General features: G+C 44.1%; 17 protein-coding genes. 11 read left to right on the top strand and 6 right to left on the bottom strand.

Going from position 1 to position 17592, the window contains the following annotated elements; translation table 11 throughout:
• Positions 1–110: 110 nt before the first annotated feature.
• Both AB1K89_RS08965 and AB1K89_RS08960 read right to left on the bottom strand, forming a co-directional pair.
• Positions 111–791 carry a collagen-like domain-containing protein gene (locus AB1K89_RS08965; protein ID WP_413054430.1) on the bottom strand — a complete coding sequence of 227 codons (681 nt, stop codon included), beginning with the start codon at positions 789–791 and terminating at the stop codon, positions 111–113.
• A 39-nt stretch (positions 792–830) separates the two neighbouring features.
• On the bottom strand, positions 831–2627 hold the full coding sequence (locus AB1K89_RS08960) for a PKD domain-containing protein (RefSeq protein WP_413054429.1): 1797 nt from the start codon (positions 2625–2627) through the stop codon (positions 831–833).
• A 215-nt stretch (positions 2628–2842) separates the two neighbouring features.
• Here AB1K89_RS08960 and AB1K89_RS08955 point away from each other — a divergent pair, with 215 nt between their 5' ends.
• From AB1K89_RS08955 to AB1K89_RS08920, 8 genes are read left to right on the top strand one after another with little or no spacing between them, the layout of a single operon-like run.
• Complete coding sequence (locus AB1K89_RS08955) at positions 2843–3253, top strand: hypothetical protein (protein ID WP_413054428.1); 411 nt, start codon at positions 2843–2845, stop codon at positions 3251–3253.
• 9 nt (positions 3254–3262) lie between these two features.
• Entirely contained in the window at positions 3263–3718 is a 456-nt protein-coding gene (locus AB1K89_RS08950) for a hypothetical protein (RefSeq protein ID WP_413054427.1), read from the top strand.
• A 14-nt stretch (positions 3719–3732) separates the two neighbouring features.
• Positions 3733–4314: an SCO family protein gene (locus AB1K89_RS08945; RefSeq protein WP_413054426.1), complete on the top strand. Its 582-nt coding sequence runs from the start codon at positions 3733–3735 to the stop codon at positions 4312–4314.
• Between the two features lie 18 nt (positions 4315–4332).
• The gene (locus AB1K89_RS08940) at positions 4333–5088 is read left to right on the top strand and encodes a hypothetical protein (protein ID WP_413054425.1); all 756 of its coding nucleotides are present in this window, start codon (positions 4333–4335) and stop codon (positions 5086–5088) included.
• Positions 5089–5091: 3 nt separating this feature from the next.
• Positions 5092–5382, top strand: a complete 291-nt coding sequence (locus tag AB1K89_RS08935) for a hypothetical protein (protein ID WP_413054424.1) — start codon at positions 5092–5094, stop codon at positions 5380–5382.
• Positions 5383–5399: 17 nt separating this feature from the next.
• Positions 5400–5690 carry a hypothetical protein gene (locus tag AB1K89_RS08930; RefSeq protein WP_413054423.1) on the top strand — a complete coding sequence of 97 codons (291 nt, stop codon included), beginning with the start codon at positions 5400–5402 and terminating at the stop codon, positions 5688–5690.
• 17 nt (positions 5691–5707) lie between these two features.
• Complete coding sequence (locus AB1K89_RS08925; RefSeq protein ID WP_413054422.1) at positions 5708–9349, top strand: multicopper oxidase domain-containing protein; 3642 nt, start codon at positions 5708–5710, stop codon at positions 9347–9349.
• Between the two features lie 54 nt (positions 9350–9403).
• Positions 9404–10042, top strand: coding sequence for a hypothetical protein (locus AB1K89_RS08920; RefSeq protein WP_413054421.1), 639 nt, complete (start codon positions 9404–9406; stop codon positions 10040–10042).
• A 52-nt stretch (positions 10043–10094) separates the two neighbouring features.
• On the opposite strand, the gene AB1K89_RS08915 is transcribed toward AB1K89_RS08920, so the two are convergent.
• Together AB1K89_RS08915 and AB1K89_RS08910 are read right to left on the bottom strand one after the other, a co-directional pair.
• Positions 10095–10454: a hypothetical protein gene (locus AB1K89_RS08915; protein ID WP_413054420.1), complete on the bottom strand. Its 360-nt coding sequence runs from the start codon at positions 10452–10454 to the stop codon at positions 10095–10097.
• A 296-nt stretch (positions 10455–10750) separates the two neighbouring features.
• Positions 10751–11458, bottom strand: a complete 708-nt coding sequence (locus AB1K89_RS08910) for a DNA alkylation repair protein (protein ID WP_413054419.1) — start codon at positions 11456–11458, stop codon at positions 10751–10753.
• Positions 11459–11703: 245 nt separating this feature from the next.
• On the opposite strand from AB1K89_RS08910, the gene AB1K89_RS08905 reads away from it, so the two are divergent.
• From AB1K89_RS08905 to AB1K89_RS08895, 3 genes are read left to right on the top strand one after another with little or no spacing between them, the layout of a single operon-like run.
• Positions 11704–12090: a response regulator gene (locus AB1K89_RS08905; RefSeq protein WP_413054418.1), complete on the top strand. Its 387-nt coding sequence runs from the start codon at positions 11704–11706 to the stop codon at positions 12088–12090.
• Entirely contained in the window at positions 12071–12856 is a 786-nt protein-coding gene (locus AB1K89_RS08900; protein ID WP_413054417.1) for a putative bifunctional diguanylate cyclase/phosphodiesterase, read from the top strand. Before AB1K89_RS08905 ends, AB1K89_RS08900 begins: the two co-directional genes overlap by 20 nt.
• The gene (locus AB1K89_RS08895; protein WP_413054416.1) at positions 12853–13392 is read left to right on the top strand and encodes a PilZ domain-containing protein; all 540 of its coding nucleotides are present in this window, start codon (positions 12853–12855) and stop codon (positions 13390–13392) included. Before AB1K89_RS08900 ends, AB1K89_RS08895 begins: the two co-directional genes overlap by 4 nt.
• Positions 13393–13492: 100 nt before the next feature.
• On the opposite strand, the gene AB1K89_RS08890 is transcribed toward AB1K89_RS08895, so the two are convergent.
• The gene (locus AB1K89_RS08890; protein WP_413054415.1) at positions 13493–14326 is read right to left on the bottom strand and encodes a CheR family methyltransferase; all 834 of its coding nucleotides are present in this window, start codon (positions 14324–14326) and stop codon (positions 13493–13495) included.
• Positions 14323–17577 carry a response regulator gene (locus AB1K89_RS08885; protein ID WP_413054414.1) on the bottom strand — a complete coding sequence of 1085 codons (3255 nt, stop codon included), beginning with the start codon at positions 17575–17577 and terminating at the stop codon, positions 14323–14325. The genes AB1K89_RS08890 and AB1K89_RS08885 overlap by 4 nt, the downstream gene beginning before the upstream one ends.
• Positions 17578–17592: the final 15 nt, after the last annotated feature.

Raw genomic sequence — 17592 nt, 5'->3', positions numbered from 1 at the left:
GGATAAGTATACCATCTTGTGGTAGTTTGGTAAATGAATTTCGGACCGGCCATTGGCAAGAAGACAACCTGGCAGAGAATGGATACTGTCAGGTTGTCTTCCTTAATGTGCTATCCAATTCGCATAAGTTGCAAGCTAGCCAGTTTATAACTGCAATGTTCTTGTAAATCAGCGATCAGTTTGACGACATCGCCTTCCTGCAAGGAGACGAGTTGAGTCGTTGACAATGTCGTGGAAATCAAGGTTTCCGTCACGGATGAATGGACTTGAACGTTGTCATTGATTTGCACCCGGAATGTTGAAGGGGTGCAGCTTATGACTTTCGATTCGAGAACGACGGTATAGCTAATTTGGAAGATCCCATCCTTTAAAGCTTGTAATCCATCGCGAACGACTTTGATGTCTTGTAACGGTCCGGCAATTTGGAAATGGACAGTCCCTGATGCCGTGCTTTTTGTTGTTGTGTAGGCATATCCGTATGTCGTGTCAAACGTCCCGGCAGGCCCGCGTTCCCCTTGAGGTCCTGTTTCACCCCGTTCCCCTTGGGGGCCCCTTTCACCTCGTTCCCCTTTTTCACCCCGTTCGCCTTTTTGGCCCGGCTTTCCATCCAGTCCTTGGTAGCCTCGGGGTCCCCGATCTCCTTTTGGACCAGGTGGACCTTGTTCTCCTTTAGCTCCTGGGCGCCCCGGTTCTCCTTGTGGTCCTTGATAGCCCCGTGGACCTCTTCGTCCTCTGTTTTCACTGCCACATTTACAGAAGAAATCTTCATTGCATTTTGGACACCGCTCCATTACTATTCCTCCTTTCACTAGATGTATCTGATTGGGCATTCATCTGCGAATTGTTATAGGTGCAGATAGAAGTGTTTCGCCAGAGCTGGATTGAATGGAGATTGCCCTTGTTTCATCAGGTTGGATGGCAGATCCCTCGACGCGGTATTCCCATTCGCCAAGTGCGTCGACCGGCACTTGGGCGAGAAGAACTCCCGCTGCTTCATTTCCGAGGAAAATTGAAATGGCAGCGCCACTTCCTAGCACATCCGAAGTCCCGGTAATTCGCCATTCGGCATCCCGTGTCCGGAATTCTGCCCGGGTGATTGTTATCGTACCTGTAGGTGTCGGGGTGGAATCGACCACATGGATGTGCACTTCATCGGTAGACGTAACTTCTTCACCAATGACGGATAATTGAAAGATTAGCGTTTCTGTTGTGTTAGGGGCTATGAAAGAGGGGGTTAACGTATCTTCGTCTAGTAATGCAACGGGTGTACCTGCCAGTTGGGTCCAATTGAATGAAATGATTGTTCCGGTCGATCCGGAACCGTTTAGTGTCACCGTTGCACCAAAAAGTACAGTCGCATCATCGCCGGCGTTTGCTGCTACTGGCGCCGGTGGAGATGGAGTACCATTCACGGTTACCGGGATTGTTCGACTTCCACCAGCAGTAGAGCGAATTGTCACAGTGGCGGGGGCAGATGGAAGAGTCATCGAAAACCCGGTCGGCGGAATTACGAGCTCCCCAAGTCCAAAGTCTTCTGCGGATAATGTTGGCGTTCCGACCGCGTCAGTGGAAACTGCTTCGATCGTAAAGGTTTGCGAATCAATATCGAAGTTTGCGGAAGCTGTAATGAAGTCGACGGGTACCACATCTTTACGACTGTCGGGCTCATCGCTCACATTTGTGACGGTAATCGAACGAGGTGGACGGTTTCCAGTAAATTGGACTCTCGCAAAATACAGTCCATTGCTTCCAGATAATACGGTAGGATCAATCCCTGTCCCCGTCACTTGTATCAATTGATCTGTATCGTCTGAAGTAGCAAGCACATCGATGACCCCAACATCATCAGCGTTTTGGGTGTACGTTGCCCTTGGGACATCGACTCCGGAAATTGTCGAGATTTTACCTAACAGACTGAAGTTTCTCGTCTCAATGCAGTGGTCCGGATCAAACCCCGGCGTGGTGGAACGATCTGGCGAGCCGATTCCGATGCCGGGACCTTCAATGCGGAAATAGTTTTGTGCTTGCCCAGACTGATCTGTAAATGGGCTTCCGATAACGGGATGAAGCACATCCGGATTACCGATGTATCCTGCGGGAGCGGCTGGTGCGACGTCCGGATCCCATTGTATAAAAGGTTGGACACGGCTATTCAATACAACGTCAAAATCTCCGCCGTTCATTCCTCCAAAGTCTTCTGTGAAATTGATCTCTCCGACAGTCGGATTACGGGGATCTGCTTCCGCTATAAACGTGTCAACTCCATACGGGTGCGTGACGGTGTATTGTGCATTCGCTTGTAAACCGTCAACACGTACACGGACTCTTGCGAACACAATTTGTTCATTGCTTTTTGGCACTTCATTCACAAATGCGGCCTCCAGCGCCAACACGAGCCTCGCCCTTTCACCCGTGCCTGTTGTCATTTCCGCTTCTGCCAGCAGATAAAAAGCTTCATCCGGATAGTTGTCGGGAAATGATACAGGTTGTGTAGGGTCGGGTAAATCGGCAAATGTAATGCCGGAGAATGGATCCGTCGGGTCGACGTTCAATTGAAGGCGTAAGCCATTTTCATCCTTATACCAAATTGGGAAACCATCGAATTGATTGATGGGGCCGACTTTCATAACATCCCTCCTAATAAATGATACCTAAGGAACATCAATTGCTTTTTACATTCCTTTGGAAAACCCCCTGAATATAATATATGACCAAGGCGTTTGTAGAGGGAGGACAATTGAACCGGATTGTCCCTTTTTATACGGGCGACTGTTGAATTCACTAGGACTAGTTACATTTGAAATCATCCCGCCATAGCGTAGGTAGAAGGGAAGAATTGGATATGCCCATTTGGCTTTTCATCTATGTGGATAGTTGTTTGTTTCTCATCTTTTATTTGTATGTGCGGAGAATCAAAAAGCGAATCGGTTTTCAGTTGGGGATGAATGTCAGCATCGTTATGGGTGGAATGATGGCAATGCTGACCGGTGTTCTGTTCATTCTTCAATTTCCTTTCCACTTTACGTATATTACAATGCTATCCGCGCTGATTGGAATGGGAGCGGGGGCCGTATTCGGCAAACTTTTTGATTATCAGACGTTTGTGACAGGCCTGACGAATGGGGCGGTTGTCGGATTAATGGCACCGATGATCGGGACGGTTGTCGAGATGCCCGGCCTATTCGTTTGGGGGCTCCATATTTTATTCGCCATCAGTATGATTGTCATTTTGAGTTCCATTAAAAGGTCGTGAGGCGCGTTGTTGCTTATCCTCGTTTTACTTCTTTGGAATGCCGGTGAGATGGTTTATATTTACAATGTATTCCGGAAGAAGCATGCCCTTTTTGACGATCGGTATATCAAAATGATGTGCATGGCACTGGCTTCGATTTCTTCATTCGTCATCGCCCTCTATTTGAGATTGCTTCTCCCGCTTCATCCCGTTACGTATTTTCTCCCTTCCTTCGCTGGACTTTGGATCGGTTGGAAATTCGGTTCGTTCATGAAAGCTCCTGCCTCACTGAACGGCATGTATAACGGGGCTCTTGGCGGCATCATGGGCATGATGTTTGGTGCTGTCCTTCAAAATCCGGCGATTTGCAACATCCCAATTGAAACGGAAGCGTCACTTGCCTATAATCTCATGATTCTTGTCATTTTTTGTGCCGCGCTCCATACGCTAGTACATCTTTTCATACGCAATACGCTAACGAAATAAAAGAAGGGATGAAGTTGCTGAGAATCGTTTGGAGCATCGTTGTCCTCACGCTTGGATTGGTTGTATTCTACTTGTTTTGGCCTCGGGCGGTTGAACTCCCGAAAATTGGAACGGTGAACGAATGGCCATTTACTGAAGTGAATAGAAAAGAGGCGTCACATCAAGATAAGCCGAAGCTCGTTACCTTTTTCTTTACGAATTGCCCGGATGTTTGTCCGATGACCTTTATTGAGTTAAAAGAACTCCAGGGGGTGATGCAGGAAAAAGGAATCGCGGACGATGAGTACATCATTGTGGCTGTTACGCTGGATCCTGTCTTTGATACGGAAGAGAGAATACGTCAATACGCGGAAAATATGGGGATATTGAACCCGAATTGGTTGTTTTTACGAGGCACGGAAGAAGATACGAAGCAGTTTACGCAAAGCTTTCATTTCACCTATACGAAAAATGCAGAGGGGTTTGTCACCCATTCGACTACTATGTATATCGTCGATCCGCAAGACCGTATTCGATCGCAGCATACTATGGCGGTTGGGACGAGACGAGTGAATATCGAGGAGATTGCCGATCAGCTGGAGCAGTTCATCAAATAAGGGAAGGGGGTCCAAAGCATGTCGAAAGAGTTCAGTGAGTTGGCGACAGGGGAGCATTCGGAGTCCAACAAGCCGAGCTATCCACCGTATTCATCGCCGACGAGCGCAGTTTCAGCGGAGGAAACCCGGATTCTTACGGAATATATCCAGCAGAAAAATCTATTCCATGTCATTCGTCGAGATGGATCCCGTCGGAAAACCCTTCTGCTAAAACAGTTTTTTAAAATGAAACGGCAGCAGCAAGTCGTCATTATGTCAGCAAACAAACAGAATGAAACGATCACAACCGTGGGAAAGGTTGCCGCAATCGGAAGAGATTTTGTCATGGTAACCGATTTAAAAAAGCGGATTTGGATTCCTTACGAAGCGATCGACTCTGCTACCATCCCCTTTGGATTTCCTACCTATTCAACCCCGCATCAACACCATATTTACGATAACCAACTTCAGCAAAAGCTTGTGTTGCGTTTTGGGGAGACCGTGGCTTCTAAAGATGCATTGGTTCGCCAATTTTTTGAGGAGACCCTCCATACGAATCTGTCCACTTGGAAAGGTGTCTGGGTGGAGGTCAACACGGTGGAATCTTCATTCTTCGGTAAACTGAAAGTCGCTTCCAAAACGGAATGCGTTTTACAACGAAGCAGTATGGAGCACCGAATTCAGTTATGCGAAATACGATCGATCGCAACGATTGGGCTAGGTTCTCTATGGAAACGGTTTGGGAAACATGTCGTCACTGCCTTTAGTCAAAGAATAAAGGGATGGAGGGCGTAGTGAATGGGACTGAAAGAAGAAAACTTGCATGGGAAATTAGAAATGTTGAAAGGGGAAGAGCTCCTCGTCATTACGAAAGCGACACAATTGAATTTATTAGGTCAAGTATTCCGGCCAATTTTTGCAGGGACGGTGTCGGATGTCCAAGAAGGTCATTTAACGTTATCACCCGTCATTATCAAAATGGTGAATGCCCCGTTTTATCGGTTTCCCTTTCCGTTAAGCATTCCCCTTGAGCAGATCGTTTCGTATTCGACTGATGTGCCGAGTGATATGGCATTTCCACTAACATAAGTGAGGAGGGGCCGTAATTGGCTGGCATAGATGGACGTAAATCATTCAATGACAAAAAAGAGGAAGGGATCATCCTTTCTTTTCGGAAGAATATGGGGCGCAGAGTATTTATTTTAACCGAAGCCTTCCCTTTTATGTTCATTGGGAAAGTCAAATCGATTGTTGAGGACATGGTCGTCTTGGATGTGGAGACGACATCCGTCCCTGCATTGGAGGGAAAGGATTGGTCGGTTCATATCCATTCCATTGAAGTATTTTATATTGAAACAGGGATTGGTGCCAAAATCCCTCATCTGAAAGACAGCTAGAAAAGAGGGGGTTGTAAATGCTCAGAAAGTATCATGTAGTCGCTATTCCGATTCGGATTGTCTTGAATACGTTCGGCGACCATAATCCGAACGGAATGATGTATGTGTTGAAAGAGAACGAAGAGAAAGTGAAGCAGTTGGTTAAGGAAAATCCCTTCATGCCGGTCGATCTCGTACAGCCCCTCATCATTCGGGCGAATGAAGGGGATACGGTGGAAATCTTGCTGGAGAATAAATTGCCATTTCACATAGGGCTGCATTTCCAGCAAGCGGAGTATGATGTCCGGACCGCGGATGGCGCCAACGTCGGGTTGAATGAAGATAGTACGGTGCCGCCTAGCGAATCCTATCTATATCGGATCCATGTTGTGAAAGAAGGGATCTATTTCTTTTCAGATCTGGGGCACCCTTCCAGCAGCGAGAACGGCTCAAATGGAAATGGATTATTCGGAGCTCTGTTTGTTCAACGGCGTTTTTCGTGGTGGACGGATCCGGAGACAGGGAAGCCGATGAATAGTGGGGTGTATGCGGATATCCACCATCCTATTTTGCCATCGTTCCGCGAGTATGCATGGGTGTTCCATGATGAAATGGAAGTGGATGATCTGACCGGGAATCGGCCGATCCATCATTTGACGGACCAGGAGGAAAGTTCGTTCCACGGCGCGAATTATCGGTTCGAACCGATTAATCGGCGGCAGCAGTTGATTGCCGAAGGGGTCGTCTGTCCGAATTGTGAAGGGGAGGAAGTCCACCATGATTCATGGGTGTATGGAGATCCTTCGACCCCTATTTTACGCGGCTATGTCGGAGATCCCGCAAAAATCCGGGTGGTTCACGGGGGTGTGAAGGAGACGCATGTTTTTCATTACCATGTCCATCAATGGCTGAGCGATCCGGATGACCTTGAATCCGAGATCATTGACGCCCAATCGATCAGTCCTCAAACTCATTATACTGTGGAACCGCTTTACGGATTAGGCAGCTTGCAAGGTTCTTTTGGCGATTCGGTCATTCATTGCCACTTATACCCGCACTTTGCGGCGGGCATGTGGGGACTGAACCGGGTATTTGATACGCGTCAAGATGGAAGCCAGTGCTATCCAAATGGCGTTCCGATCAAGCCGCTGCACCCGTTGCCCGACCGGAAAGCGCCGCCTATGCCGACAGCCGAAAGGCCGGGTTTTCCAAATTTCATTCCAGGAAAGGTGGGCTATAAAGCACCGCGGCCACCGCTTGGCATCGTAGGGGGACGGGGGTTAACCGAGTTGGAGCGGCATGCTGCTATTCAAAATCCGAGACCGGGAGCAGTATTTACGGATCCATGCCCCGAAGGCGCACCTGTTCGGGAATTTAACATCTCGTTGATCGAGCTGCCGATTACGTACAATAAGCACGGATGGCATGATCCTAAAGGAAGAATATATGTGTTGGATGAAGATTTGGAAGATATTTGTGCAGGGAGAAAAGAGCCGGAGCCACTCGTTATTCATACGCCTGCGCATACGTCTTTTGTAATCAATTATACGAATCGGTTGCCGCATATATTGGACGGGGATGCGTTTCAACTTGTCACCCGGGCATATGAAACCGGTTTTCATATCCATTTTGTCAAATTCGATGTGTTAGTGAACGATGGGGCGAATGTCGGCTGGAACTACGATTCCTCCGTATTGTCGGGCGAAACGATCCAGTACTGCTATTATGCTGAGGCTGAGTTAAAAGCGTGGTTTTTCCATGATCACCTCTATCCGAACGCACATCAACAGCATGGTGTTTTCGGCTCCGGCGTCGTGCATCCCCGCTTTACGGAATTCCTCGACTCGCGGACAGGAGAGTCTGTCGTGCATGGGACGCAAGTTACTTCTAAAAATCCATTGATTCCGGATTACCGGGACTTTGCATTATTTGTACAGGATTTTACTCTATTGTTTGATAAAAACGGAAAACCATTGCAACCGCCGAAGTTCCCTAGTTCCGATGATGATCCGGGTTTATTCGGCGTGAATTATAAGAACGAACCGTTGCAATTCCGGTTAGGGAAAGATTGCGACCCCGCGTATACGTTCAGCTCTTATCAAAATGGAGATCCCGTTACACCGATTTTGAGGGCATATGAAGGGGATTCAATCCGGATTCGGCTGCTGCAAGGATCGCAAGAAGAGTCCCATAGTTTCAACGTGCACGGGCTGAGATGGCATAAAGAGCGGGGCAGTTTGAACTCGTCGTTGAAAGAACAGCAGCATATCGGAATTTCGGAATCGTTTACAATGGAAACGTATATCGAAAGAGCGGGCGACTACTTATGGGCGTTTGAAACGGAGGAGGATTTATGGAACGGGCTTTGGGGGTTGATCCGGGCGTATGATGAGAAAGTGCCGGATTTAATTTCATTATCTGACCGACCTGAGCCGTTAAAGCGTTCCAAACCGTTGCCGGAATACACGGGTGCCAAGCCACCGCAAGCAGAAGATCCATCTGTCCTCCCGGTGGAGGGGCCGGTCCGCTATTTTGACGTTGTCGCTTTCCATACGAAGCTGACATATAACAATTTTGGCGACCATGATCCACATGGCATCATTTTCGCTTTGAGAGAAGATCAAAAGGCCATTGTAAATGGTACGAAGAAGCCGGAGCCTCTCATTATCCGGGCGAATGTAGGGGATACCGTGGAAGTGACGTTGACGAGCGAGTTGGAGTTGGAGAAGTTTCCGTTTCCGGATGGGATCTATCCATATCCTATCGTAAAAGAGCAGGCATATTATCCACCTTCTTTACGTATTTCCTTGCATCCTCAATTAATTCAATACGACGTCAAAACGTCTGCCGGGGAAACGGTCGGATTTAATGGTGACCAAACGGTAGGACCAGGGGAGAAACGGACTTATCGTTGGGTCGTAGATTCGCAAGTAGGCGTTTGTGGGCTATGGGATATGGCGGATATTCGAAACCATAGATCCCAAGGGGCGTTTGGGGCCTTCATCGCAGAACCGAGAGGAACGGAGTATGTCGATCCGTATACGTTGCAATCCGTGAAAACGGGGGCGAATGTCGTGCTGCGAAATCCGTTCTTGCCCGATATTCGCGAGTTTGTCGTCATACTGCATGATGGGCTGCGGTTGTACGATAAGCAAGGGCATGTCATCTTTGATCCGGTTGACGGAATTCTAGTCCCGCCACCAGAGTTGGATGAAGATTTACTGGATACGTACGACCAAGGTTCCCGTGGGATTAATTATAGAAGCGAACGGTTAATCAATCGTTATCGAAAACATCCGAAGCTGCATGAATTGTTCAGTTCCAATGTGTTTGGGGATCCGGCGACTCCCGTTTTTGAATGTTATGCAGGAGATCCCGTGACGATCCGGCTCGTGACGCCGGCTGAAAGAAGAAGAGCGCATTCTTTCCATTTGCATGGACATCGTTGGCGATTTGATACGAAAGACATCGAATCGCGGACGGAAGCCTTTGTCGGATTTCATGTTGCAGGAGCGGTGAAGAACTTGGAGTTGCTTGGAGGAGCAGGGGCCTATGGCAAGTTCCCGGGGGACTATTTGTACCGATCTGGGAATATCCGATGGGACATCGAACAAGGCATGTGGGGCATTATGCGCGTCCACGATAAATTGGTTACGGAACTGCCGCCTTTGGAGCAATAGGGAGAGGAGAAGGATTTTCTCTTCTCTTTTTCACATAGAAAGGAGGTATGCAACATGAAAAATGAAGATGATCGGAAGCGATGTCCGGAAACTCCCTCCAACCCTCAACTGCCTTCTCCAACGGATAACCTGCCTCCTGAGCTCCTTGAAAAAATCTATGACGCCAATAACTTATTGCTCGATCTAGCTCTATCGGATGATCGATCGGCGAATGAAACGTATCAAAAAGTGTTCGATGGATTAATTGGCCTATCCGTTGAAGTTCCCATTCGAGCTGGAAAGCCTGTCGCGGGAAGGATGACGCTCGCGGGTTTCGATTTTGTCGTACTCCAAGCAGAGGAAGGTACATTCATTTTACCGTATGTACAAATCAAAAAGATCAAGCCCGCCGGTCGATTTGCCGAACCTTTTCCCGATCCCACTCTAAAGGACGCCTCCCCGGGTTGTCAGCAGGCACTGACCTATCGCTTCGGTGAGATGGTAGCTTCCTCACCTGAATTGATCCATCTGTTTTTCAGAATGCGGTTGGGCGTCTATTTATTGACACTGGAATCACGTTCACTACAAGTCGTGACGGAAGATGCGACTTTTATGGGGAATTTAAAGCAGGTGAACAGGGAAACGATCTGTCTATCCGTGGATGAAAAGGAAATTGAGATTCCGATCAGTCGAATTTGCCATATTCGTGTTTAAGTAATATGCGAAAGAAGTCAGCTTGTTGTTTAGCTGACTTCTTACTATTTGGTCAGTGCGGCTTCTCACCAGAAACCTCCACATGCGAGATTTTATCAATGGAAAAAATCCAAGTCCGCCCGATTGGATGCTCACGCTGTTCGGTTGCCGACTCTTCTTCAATGTCCTGATCTACGTTGAGGGTTGTCTCGTCTTCAGTGGAATTGGTGTCTTCCAGGAGAACTTCAACAAAATTCGACCCGACGGAGACGATTGTCCCTTTCACTTCAGTGCCATCCTCCAGCTTGAACAGTGCTGCATCCCACAACAATCGGTGGAGCTTGTAAAGAAGCCCGTCTTGCAATCCGGCCAATCGGATTCTAAAGTGATAGCTGCCACTCTTCCGACAACATCCACAATACCGTGAACTCATACGATAACCTCCTTACTGCTTCACTCTTACTATATGTCGGAATAGGGGAAGTCCTTGGTTGGTCAACCTATAGGTTATCTGAATTCGATGTATGGATTTTAGGGAAAAACATGATAAACAGACATTTCTTCAGCCTGATTGAAAACGCTTGTCAGCCTAGGCGCGAAGTGGAGCGAAGACGCGAATAGAACTAAAGTTCATGAGCGGACGAGCGACACGAGCAACAACGGATGCGAGCGTTTGTCAACAGGCTGAGGGCATTGATCCTTGAATCAATGCCCTTGATATTTGCGAATTTAACATCTTACATATTTCCGTTTGAAACCGATCCTTCCTCTATCTACTTCCTTTTGAATGTTCTCGTAAGCATTGAGGATGCTGCTTTTTTTCTTTTCTCTTTTCATTTCCACCGGGCCAACTGCCATCGCGGTTTCGACCGCCATTTCATGGAGCGGCACGAATGAAACGCCGACCGTGTACATGAAATTATTCATGGCGGACTTCGTTCGTTCCGGCGCATCGTGAATCGTATTTTTCACGGTTTCAAGCATGCTGGCAAGCTTGTCCGCGGAAAATTCCACGTCCGGGCGATTTCCTAATAGCCAACAATAGCAGCTCCAGCCGGCCGACATCTTCAGCTCTTCACCGCTCGCGATCCACGTATCCGCCACTTCTTGCGCGATATCCGCTTCCGCCAACGTGACGGCCACGACGTAATCGGACAGCATGTAAAAATAGGCCGAATCCATCCAACGGTCAAAATCCGCCGCAGTCATTGCTTTTGGATCTGCGATGATGCCCGCAAAGTACATGGCGTCATAGTTTCCTGTGTCGTAAAGCTCATCAGCTAAAGCTTGATTGATCCCGATTTTCTTAGCAATCGGTTTCATTGCGCCCGTCGCCACACCGAAAAGCGGCTCGTGCGCGCCATTGGATATGTATATTTTCTTCGTCCGTTCCTTGCCGAGGGCTTCGAGTTCTTGCATTACTGCTTCTAGATCCATTGTTCTGCACTTCCTTCGTTATGGAGTTTTCCCATTATATATCTCCATTATATACAACTTTTTGTATCATAACTTCTTTCAGATACATCTCATCCACCAACTAGAACTAGGAAGGACTTCCTATCCTCTATTCCTATTGAATTGTAAAGAATGAGAAGGACAGGTGATGGTTCTTTTTAGCCATATATATGAGAATGAATATAAGGTTAATTACAAGAGATTACAAAAGAAAGAGGGAGACATAGATGATATTACTTGCTGATGATTCGAAGTTTATGCGGAACTGGTTAAAACAGATTTTACAAAAATATGGATACACCAATTTTGCTGAGGCTTCTAACGGGGAACAAGCTGTTCTTATGTATCGATTGGTAAGACCAGAAATTGTTTTCCTTGATATAATAATGCCTAAAATCGATGGGTTAGCGGCATTACAAGAAATCATGGAGATGAACTCGAAAGCAAAGGTCATTATGTGCTCTTCCCTTTCAACTAATGCAAATATGAAAGCAGCATTGCGATTAGGGGCAAAGGATTTTGTGGTCAAGCCATTTTTTAATGATATTCATAAAATAATAGAAAGACTCCATGAAACGAAAGGGGATCTTCATTGTGAAGCGTGTAATTTCTAAACTACTTAGATTCAGTAGCATTTCCACGAGTGCACAGCCAAATAATAAAACGTCCAAACCCCGGATAGATTCAAACGACAATTCTAATAAGAAGCTTCACATCGAAAAAGAATTGGCACTAGCGATTGAGAATGAGGATTTTGACATCTATTATCAACCTCAAGTTAATACAGAAGGAATGATATTTGGAGCTGAAGCATTATTGCGTTGGAATCATCATGAATGGGGATTTGTTTCTCCAGGAGAATTCATTCCTATAGCAGAGGAAACTCATCTTATTAACCGGATCAGTGACTGGGTAATTAATAAAGTTTGCCGTCAAGTAAGCAACTGGGAAGAAAAGGGGTTAACTGTCCAATCAGTTTCTGTTAATATTTCGCCGGTGCGGTTAATGGAAAAGGGGTTAGTCGAATTTGTTACGAGGCAATTAGAGATTTACAATATACCAGCTACCTATTTAGAATTTGAAATAACGGAGCACTCATTATTAAAGTTTGATAAAAGTGTTCTATCCACTATTAAACAGTTAAAAGAGCTCGGTGTTAGAATTGCGATTGATGATTTTGGGACTGGCTACTCATCCATCGAATATTTACGTGAATTCCACGCTGATACGTTGAAAATTGACCAGGTATTTATACAAAACATGAGTACTACAAATGAAAAGGACAAGGTTATCGTCTCTTCTATCCTTCATTTAGCAAAGGGATTAGACATGAGAATTGTTGCTGAGGGGGTAGAGGATACGATCAGTTTCATTTTTTGAAACAAAAAGAATGTGATTATATTCAAGGATATCTTTTTTCTAAACCTGTGCCAGCTGATATGTATGAAAAACTGCTTCGTGTTGGCTATATTAAACCAGTCAAACAAGATGTTAAACCGGCGCATGAAAAGAGAAAGTTCTATCGATTTGACTTTCCGTTCCCAGTACTGGGACAGATGACGATTACAGAAGTGAATAATAGAAGAGTGGACGTGGGGGCAACCGAAATATTAGTGAAAGATATTAGTCTAGGAGGAGTGAAGGTGCAATCCTCTTTGAAACTACCGGTTAATGCCGATTTCAAGTTTAAATTCAAGTTTATCGTGATGGACGAACAATTTAATTTAAAAGGTACACTACGATGGAAAGACAAGGCCAAAGGAGATACGTATCACTATGGCATTGCTTCTGATTTATGCCAAGTGGACGAGAAGCGTTTGGCATCCATCATCAATAAGATGAGTGCGCTGCGAAATAGGAACCAAGAAATTCCCGGCACCGAATTTGTTGATGACGATTCTTTGCTTATTAGCTAAACTTGGTAGTTCAGGGAAGCTTGTCACTAAAAATTAGAAGTGCTCCCTAAGAGTTATCATCTTACTCTAACTTTTGGGAAGCACTTCTACGCCCGTTTTTTTAATTAATCTTTTGATATATCTTCTGTTTTCCGTTTAATTCTTTATAACAATCAGCTTTTGACGTGAATGATATTGTTTCTTTGTCCCCAAGACCAAGAATGCCGAACATACCTAAACTTTCATAAAACAGCTGATGAACCTTTTGTTGTAACTCTTTATTGAAATAGATTAACACATTCCGGCATAAGATGACGTGAAATTCATTAAAGGAACGATCTGTTACAAGATTATGCTGTGCAAAAACGATATTCTTGGATAATGATGCATCAAACTTAACTTTATCATTAGTCACCTTGTAATACTCCGAAAAGGCCCGCTTCCCGCCTGCCTCTACGTAATTATTCGTATACTTTTTCATATTGAATATCGGAAACAGCCCATTCTTGGCGGTTTGAAGTACAGTTGTATTGATATCTGTAGCATATAGTTTGGTCTTATCGTACAGCCCTTCCTCTTGAAGCAAGATTGCCATGGAGTACACTTCCTCTCCAGTTGAACATCCTGCATGCCAAATACGAATAGAAGGGTATGTACGTAAGATTGGAATTACCTCTTCGCGAAAGTGTAAGAAAAACGAAGGGTCCCGAAACATTTCGGTTACATTGATTGAGAAATCCTCCATTAATCTTTGCATGCAGTCTGGGTTGTGCATAACTTTGTCCAATAATTCCAAAATTGAGTTTAACTTCTCCGCGTGAACACGATGCCATATTCTTCTTCTAATGGAATGGTAGGCATACTCCCGATAATCATGGCCATACCATTCATATATTCCCCGTAGTAATAAATCTATTTCTATTTTCTCAAGGTCCTCAGGCTTCCTCTCATTCATTCAACCTCGGCCCCTTCATGTCTAAACAACCAAACCTTAATTAACGAAATTAATTGATCGGTATTGACGGGCTTCATAATATAATCGGATGCACCAGCTTGTAAGCTCTTCTCCCTATCTCCTGTCATTGCTTTTGCCGTTAAAGCGATAATAGGGTGATGCTCATAAGTTGGCATTTGTCTAATCTGTTTCATCGCTTCATATCCATCCATTTCAGGCATCATGATATCCGTTATAATAAGTTGAAAGCTCGGATCCTCTCTTAGTATCTGGAGCGCTTCTATACCGTTTTCAGCAAAACTAATTTCCATCCCATATTGCTCTAATGTGCTGGATAATGCATAAACGTTACGTATATCATCATCAACCAGGAGAACCTTTTTCCCCTCAAGTATATTATTGTCCAGTTGTTTATCAATACCTTCTGATATGACATTATCTTTGGCCGCTCTTCTCTTAGTTACATATAACGCTAGTTCTTCTTTTAATCTTTGTGGCGAGTGTTGATTTTTGATGATGATGATGTCTGCATATTTATTTAAATATTGTTCTTCTTCATGTGTAATATCCCTGCCTGTATAGATAAATACTTTTAAGTGATCATATTCATCTTTTATCTTTTCAAGCAAATCAAATCCTGTTATGTCGGTTAGCCCCAAATCAAGAATCAAACAGTCAAACTTATTTCTCCTTAATTCATCAAGTGCCTCTGTGCCAGTTGAGACAGCTTTCATAATGACGTCCATGTCACCTAGTAATTCCATCATGCTATTTCGCTGTGTCAGATCATCCTCCACAATAAGTAGCTTTAAAATGTGACTATTTTCATTTGTAGACTGTTTCACTACGGCAGGCTCACTAATAATTGGTGTGCCTTTCAATGTAGGCTGGACATTTTCAACTGTAACTACGGCCTCTTGATATGCTTTCTCAATTTCCTCATTCATTTCTTCTTGATAATCACTTACTAGTAAGGAGAATATGCTTCCATTTCCTTCTTCGCTTTGGACAGTAATTTTACCACCAAGGAGGAAAGCAATTTCTTTACTAATGGATAGGCCAAGACCTGTTCCACCATATCTACGGCTTATTGTCCCGTCAACTTGCTGGAAGGCTTCGAAAATGAGGTCCAGCTTATCTTTTGCTATACCGATTCCTGTATCCTTCACAGAAAACTGTATGACTGATTGATTGCCATTCGTTGATGCAGTAGAAATGTCTAGTCTTACTTCGCCTTGTTCCGTAAACTTAAAAGCATTTGCTAATAAATTTTTTAATACTTGCTGAAGTTTTGCATCATCGGTATAAATGGATTCTGGTAAGTCATCGTTCAGTACAACATAGAATTCTAGATGCTTTTCATTAGCCACAGGTCTGAAGCTTCTTTCAATTGTTTCCGCTAACTCGTTTAAGGATACGAGACTTGCCTTCACATTCGATTTACCGGATTCTATTTTTGACAAATCTAAGATGTCATTAATTAAACTAAGTAGATCTTTACCCGAAGAATGAATCGTCTTAGCAAATTCAACTTGTTTTCCTGTCAATGTTTCATCCTTATTTTCTGCCAATAAATTAGATAAAATTAACATGCTATTTAGGGGTGTCCTGAGTTCATGAGACATATTTGCTAGAAACTCTGACTTGTATTTTGAACTTAGTGCAAGCTGTCTCGCCTGCTCTTCTAATTCGCTTCTTGCAATTTCAAGTTGATTATTTTTTTCGCCATACAATCTGTTTTGTTTTTCTAAACGATTTGTTTTCTCTTCTAACTCCGTATTCGTTTCTTCAAGTTCTTCTTGTTGTTGCTGGAGTCTTTGTTCGGACTCGCGAAGAGTCATCGTTTGTTGTTCCAATTCTTCATTCGTTGCTTTTAGCTCGTCTTGTTGAGATTGCAGTTCTTCCGATTGTGTCTGTATTTCTTCCATAAGCATTTGCGTTTCTTCCAATAGTTTTGCCTGCCTGATTCTGCCTATTATACTTTCCAAAATGATACCTAAGTCATTTATGAGTTCCTCAAGCAATGTCTGCTCTTTGTCACCTAAAGACTCGAACGAAGCGATCTCTACAATTCCTTTAACTTCACCTTCGAAAAGGATTGGCAAAAGATACAGTTTTAACGGAGGCGCTTCTCCAAGTCCTGATTTCACAGTTATATAGTCTGACGGAACTTTTGACAAAGTAATTGGTGTTTTTTCTAATGCGCATTGTCCAATTAACCCTTCACCAGCACGGAACGATGTTGTCATATGTTTGCGCTCTCTAAAAGCATAGGAAGCACGTAATCTAAAGATCGCCTCTGACTCATTCTCATCTTCATCAACTACATAAAAAACAGCATGATTCCCGCCGACAAGGGGAACAACCTTAGATAAGAACATTTCTGCTAATGATTCTACGGTCCCTGCTCCAGTAATACTTGTTGTAATCTCAGCTATATTTGATTTTGTCCATGTTAGTTCTTGTTGTTTTTTCATTTGTTCTGCAAGCGAGGCTGTCATATGATTAAAAGACTTAGCTACTGCGTCAAACTCATCGCTGCCCTTGACCTCTACTTCTGTAGTCAAGTCCAACTCTCCGTTCGCGATCCCGCTCATAACGTTTGCTGTTCTGTTTAATCTAGATGAGAAGGACCATATACTTCTAAACAACAGAATGATAATGAAGATGGTTATGAAAGTTGAAGCAATCGATTCCACGAAGACATTCTTAGTAAATCCGTCTTTTTCATCTTCCAGAGAAGCATACATATTTGTTTCGAGTGCTTTTGTAAGATTTGAAATCAGGTCTTGGAATTTTTGTTGAATATCTGCTGATTTATCGTTCATCAATGCAATCGCAGCATTCCTGTTTCCAGTCAATACATATTCAATTAATTGATCCTTATAGTGATCGAATTCTATATAGTTATTGTTGATCTCACTCATTATCTGTTTATGTTCTTCTGTATATGCCTGAGTTCCAAGACGAGCAATATTTTCGGCAGCTCGTTTACTTTTTTCTTCGATTGTTTTAATTTCTCTTTGTATCATATCCTCATCTTCGTAAATTAAAAGACTTCGCAAACTTATTGCTTCATCCTTTATATCTCGTTGAATCGATGTAGCTAAAACGGAAAGGTTATAATTGGTTTCCAAAGTAGTGCTAGTGTCATTATAACTGTTCAATTGGACTCTTCCAAAAACTATAAGCATAGTTAGGAGTATTAATAGAGGACTTAATGCAAGCAATAACTTTGTTCTAATCTTCAATTCCTATCATCCCTT

Source organism: Sporosarcina pasadenensis (assembly GCF_047228845.1).
Lineage (GTDB): Bacteria > Bacillota > Bacilli > Bacillales_A > Planococcaceae > Sporosarcina.
The sequence above is the reverse complement of the archived record's forward strand: the minus strand, read 5'-3'. Positions and strand labels throughout refer to the sequence as shown.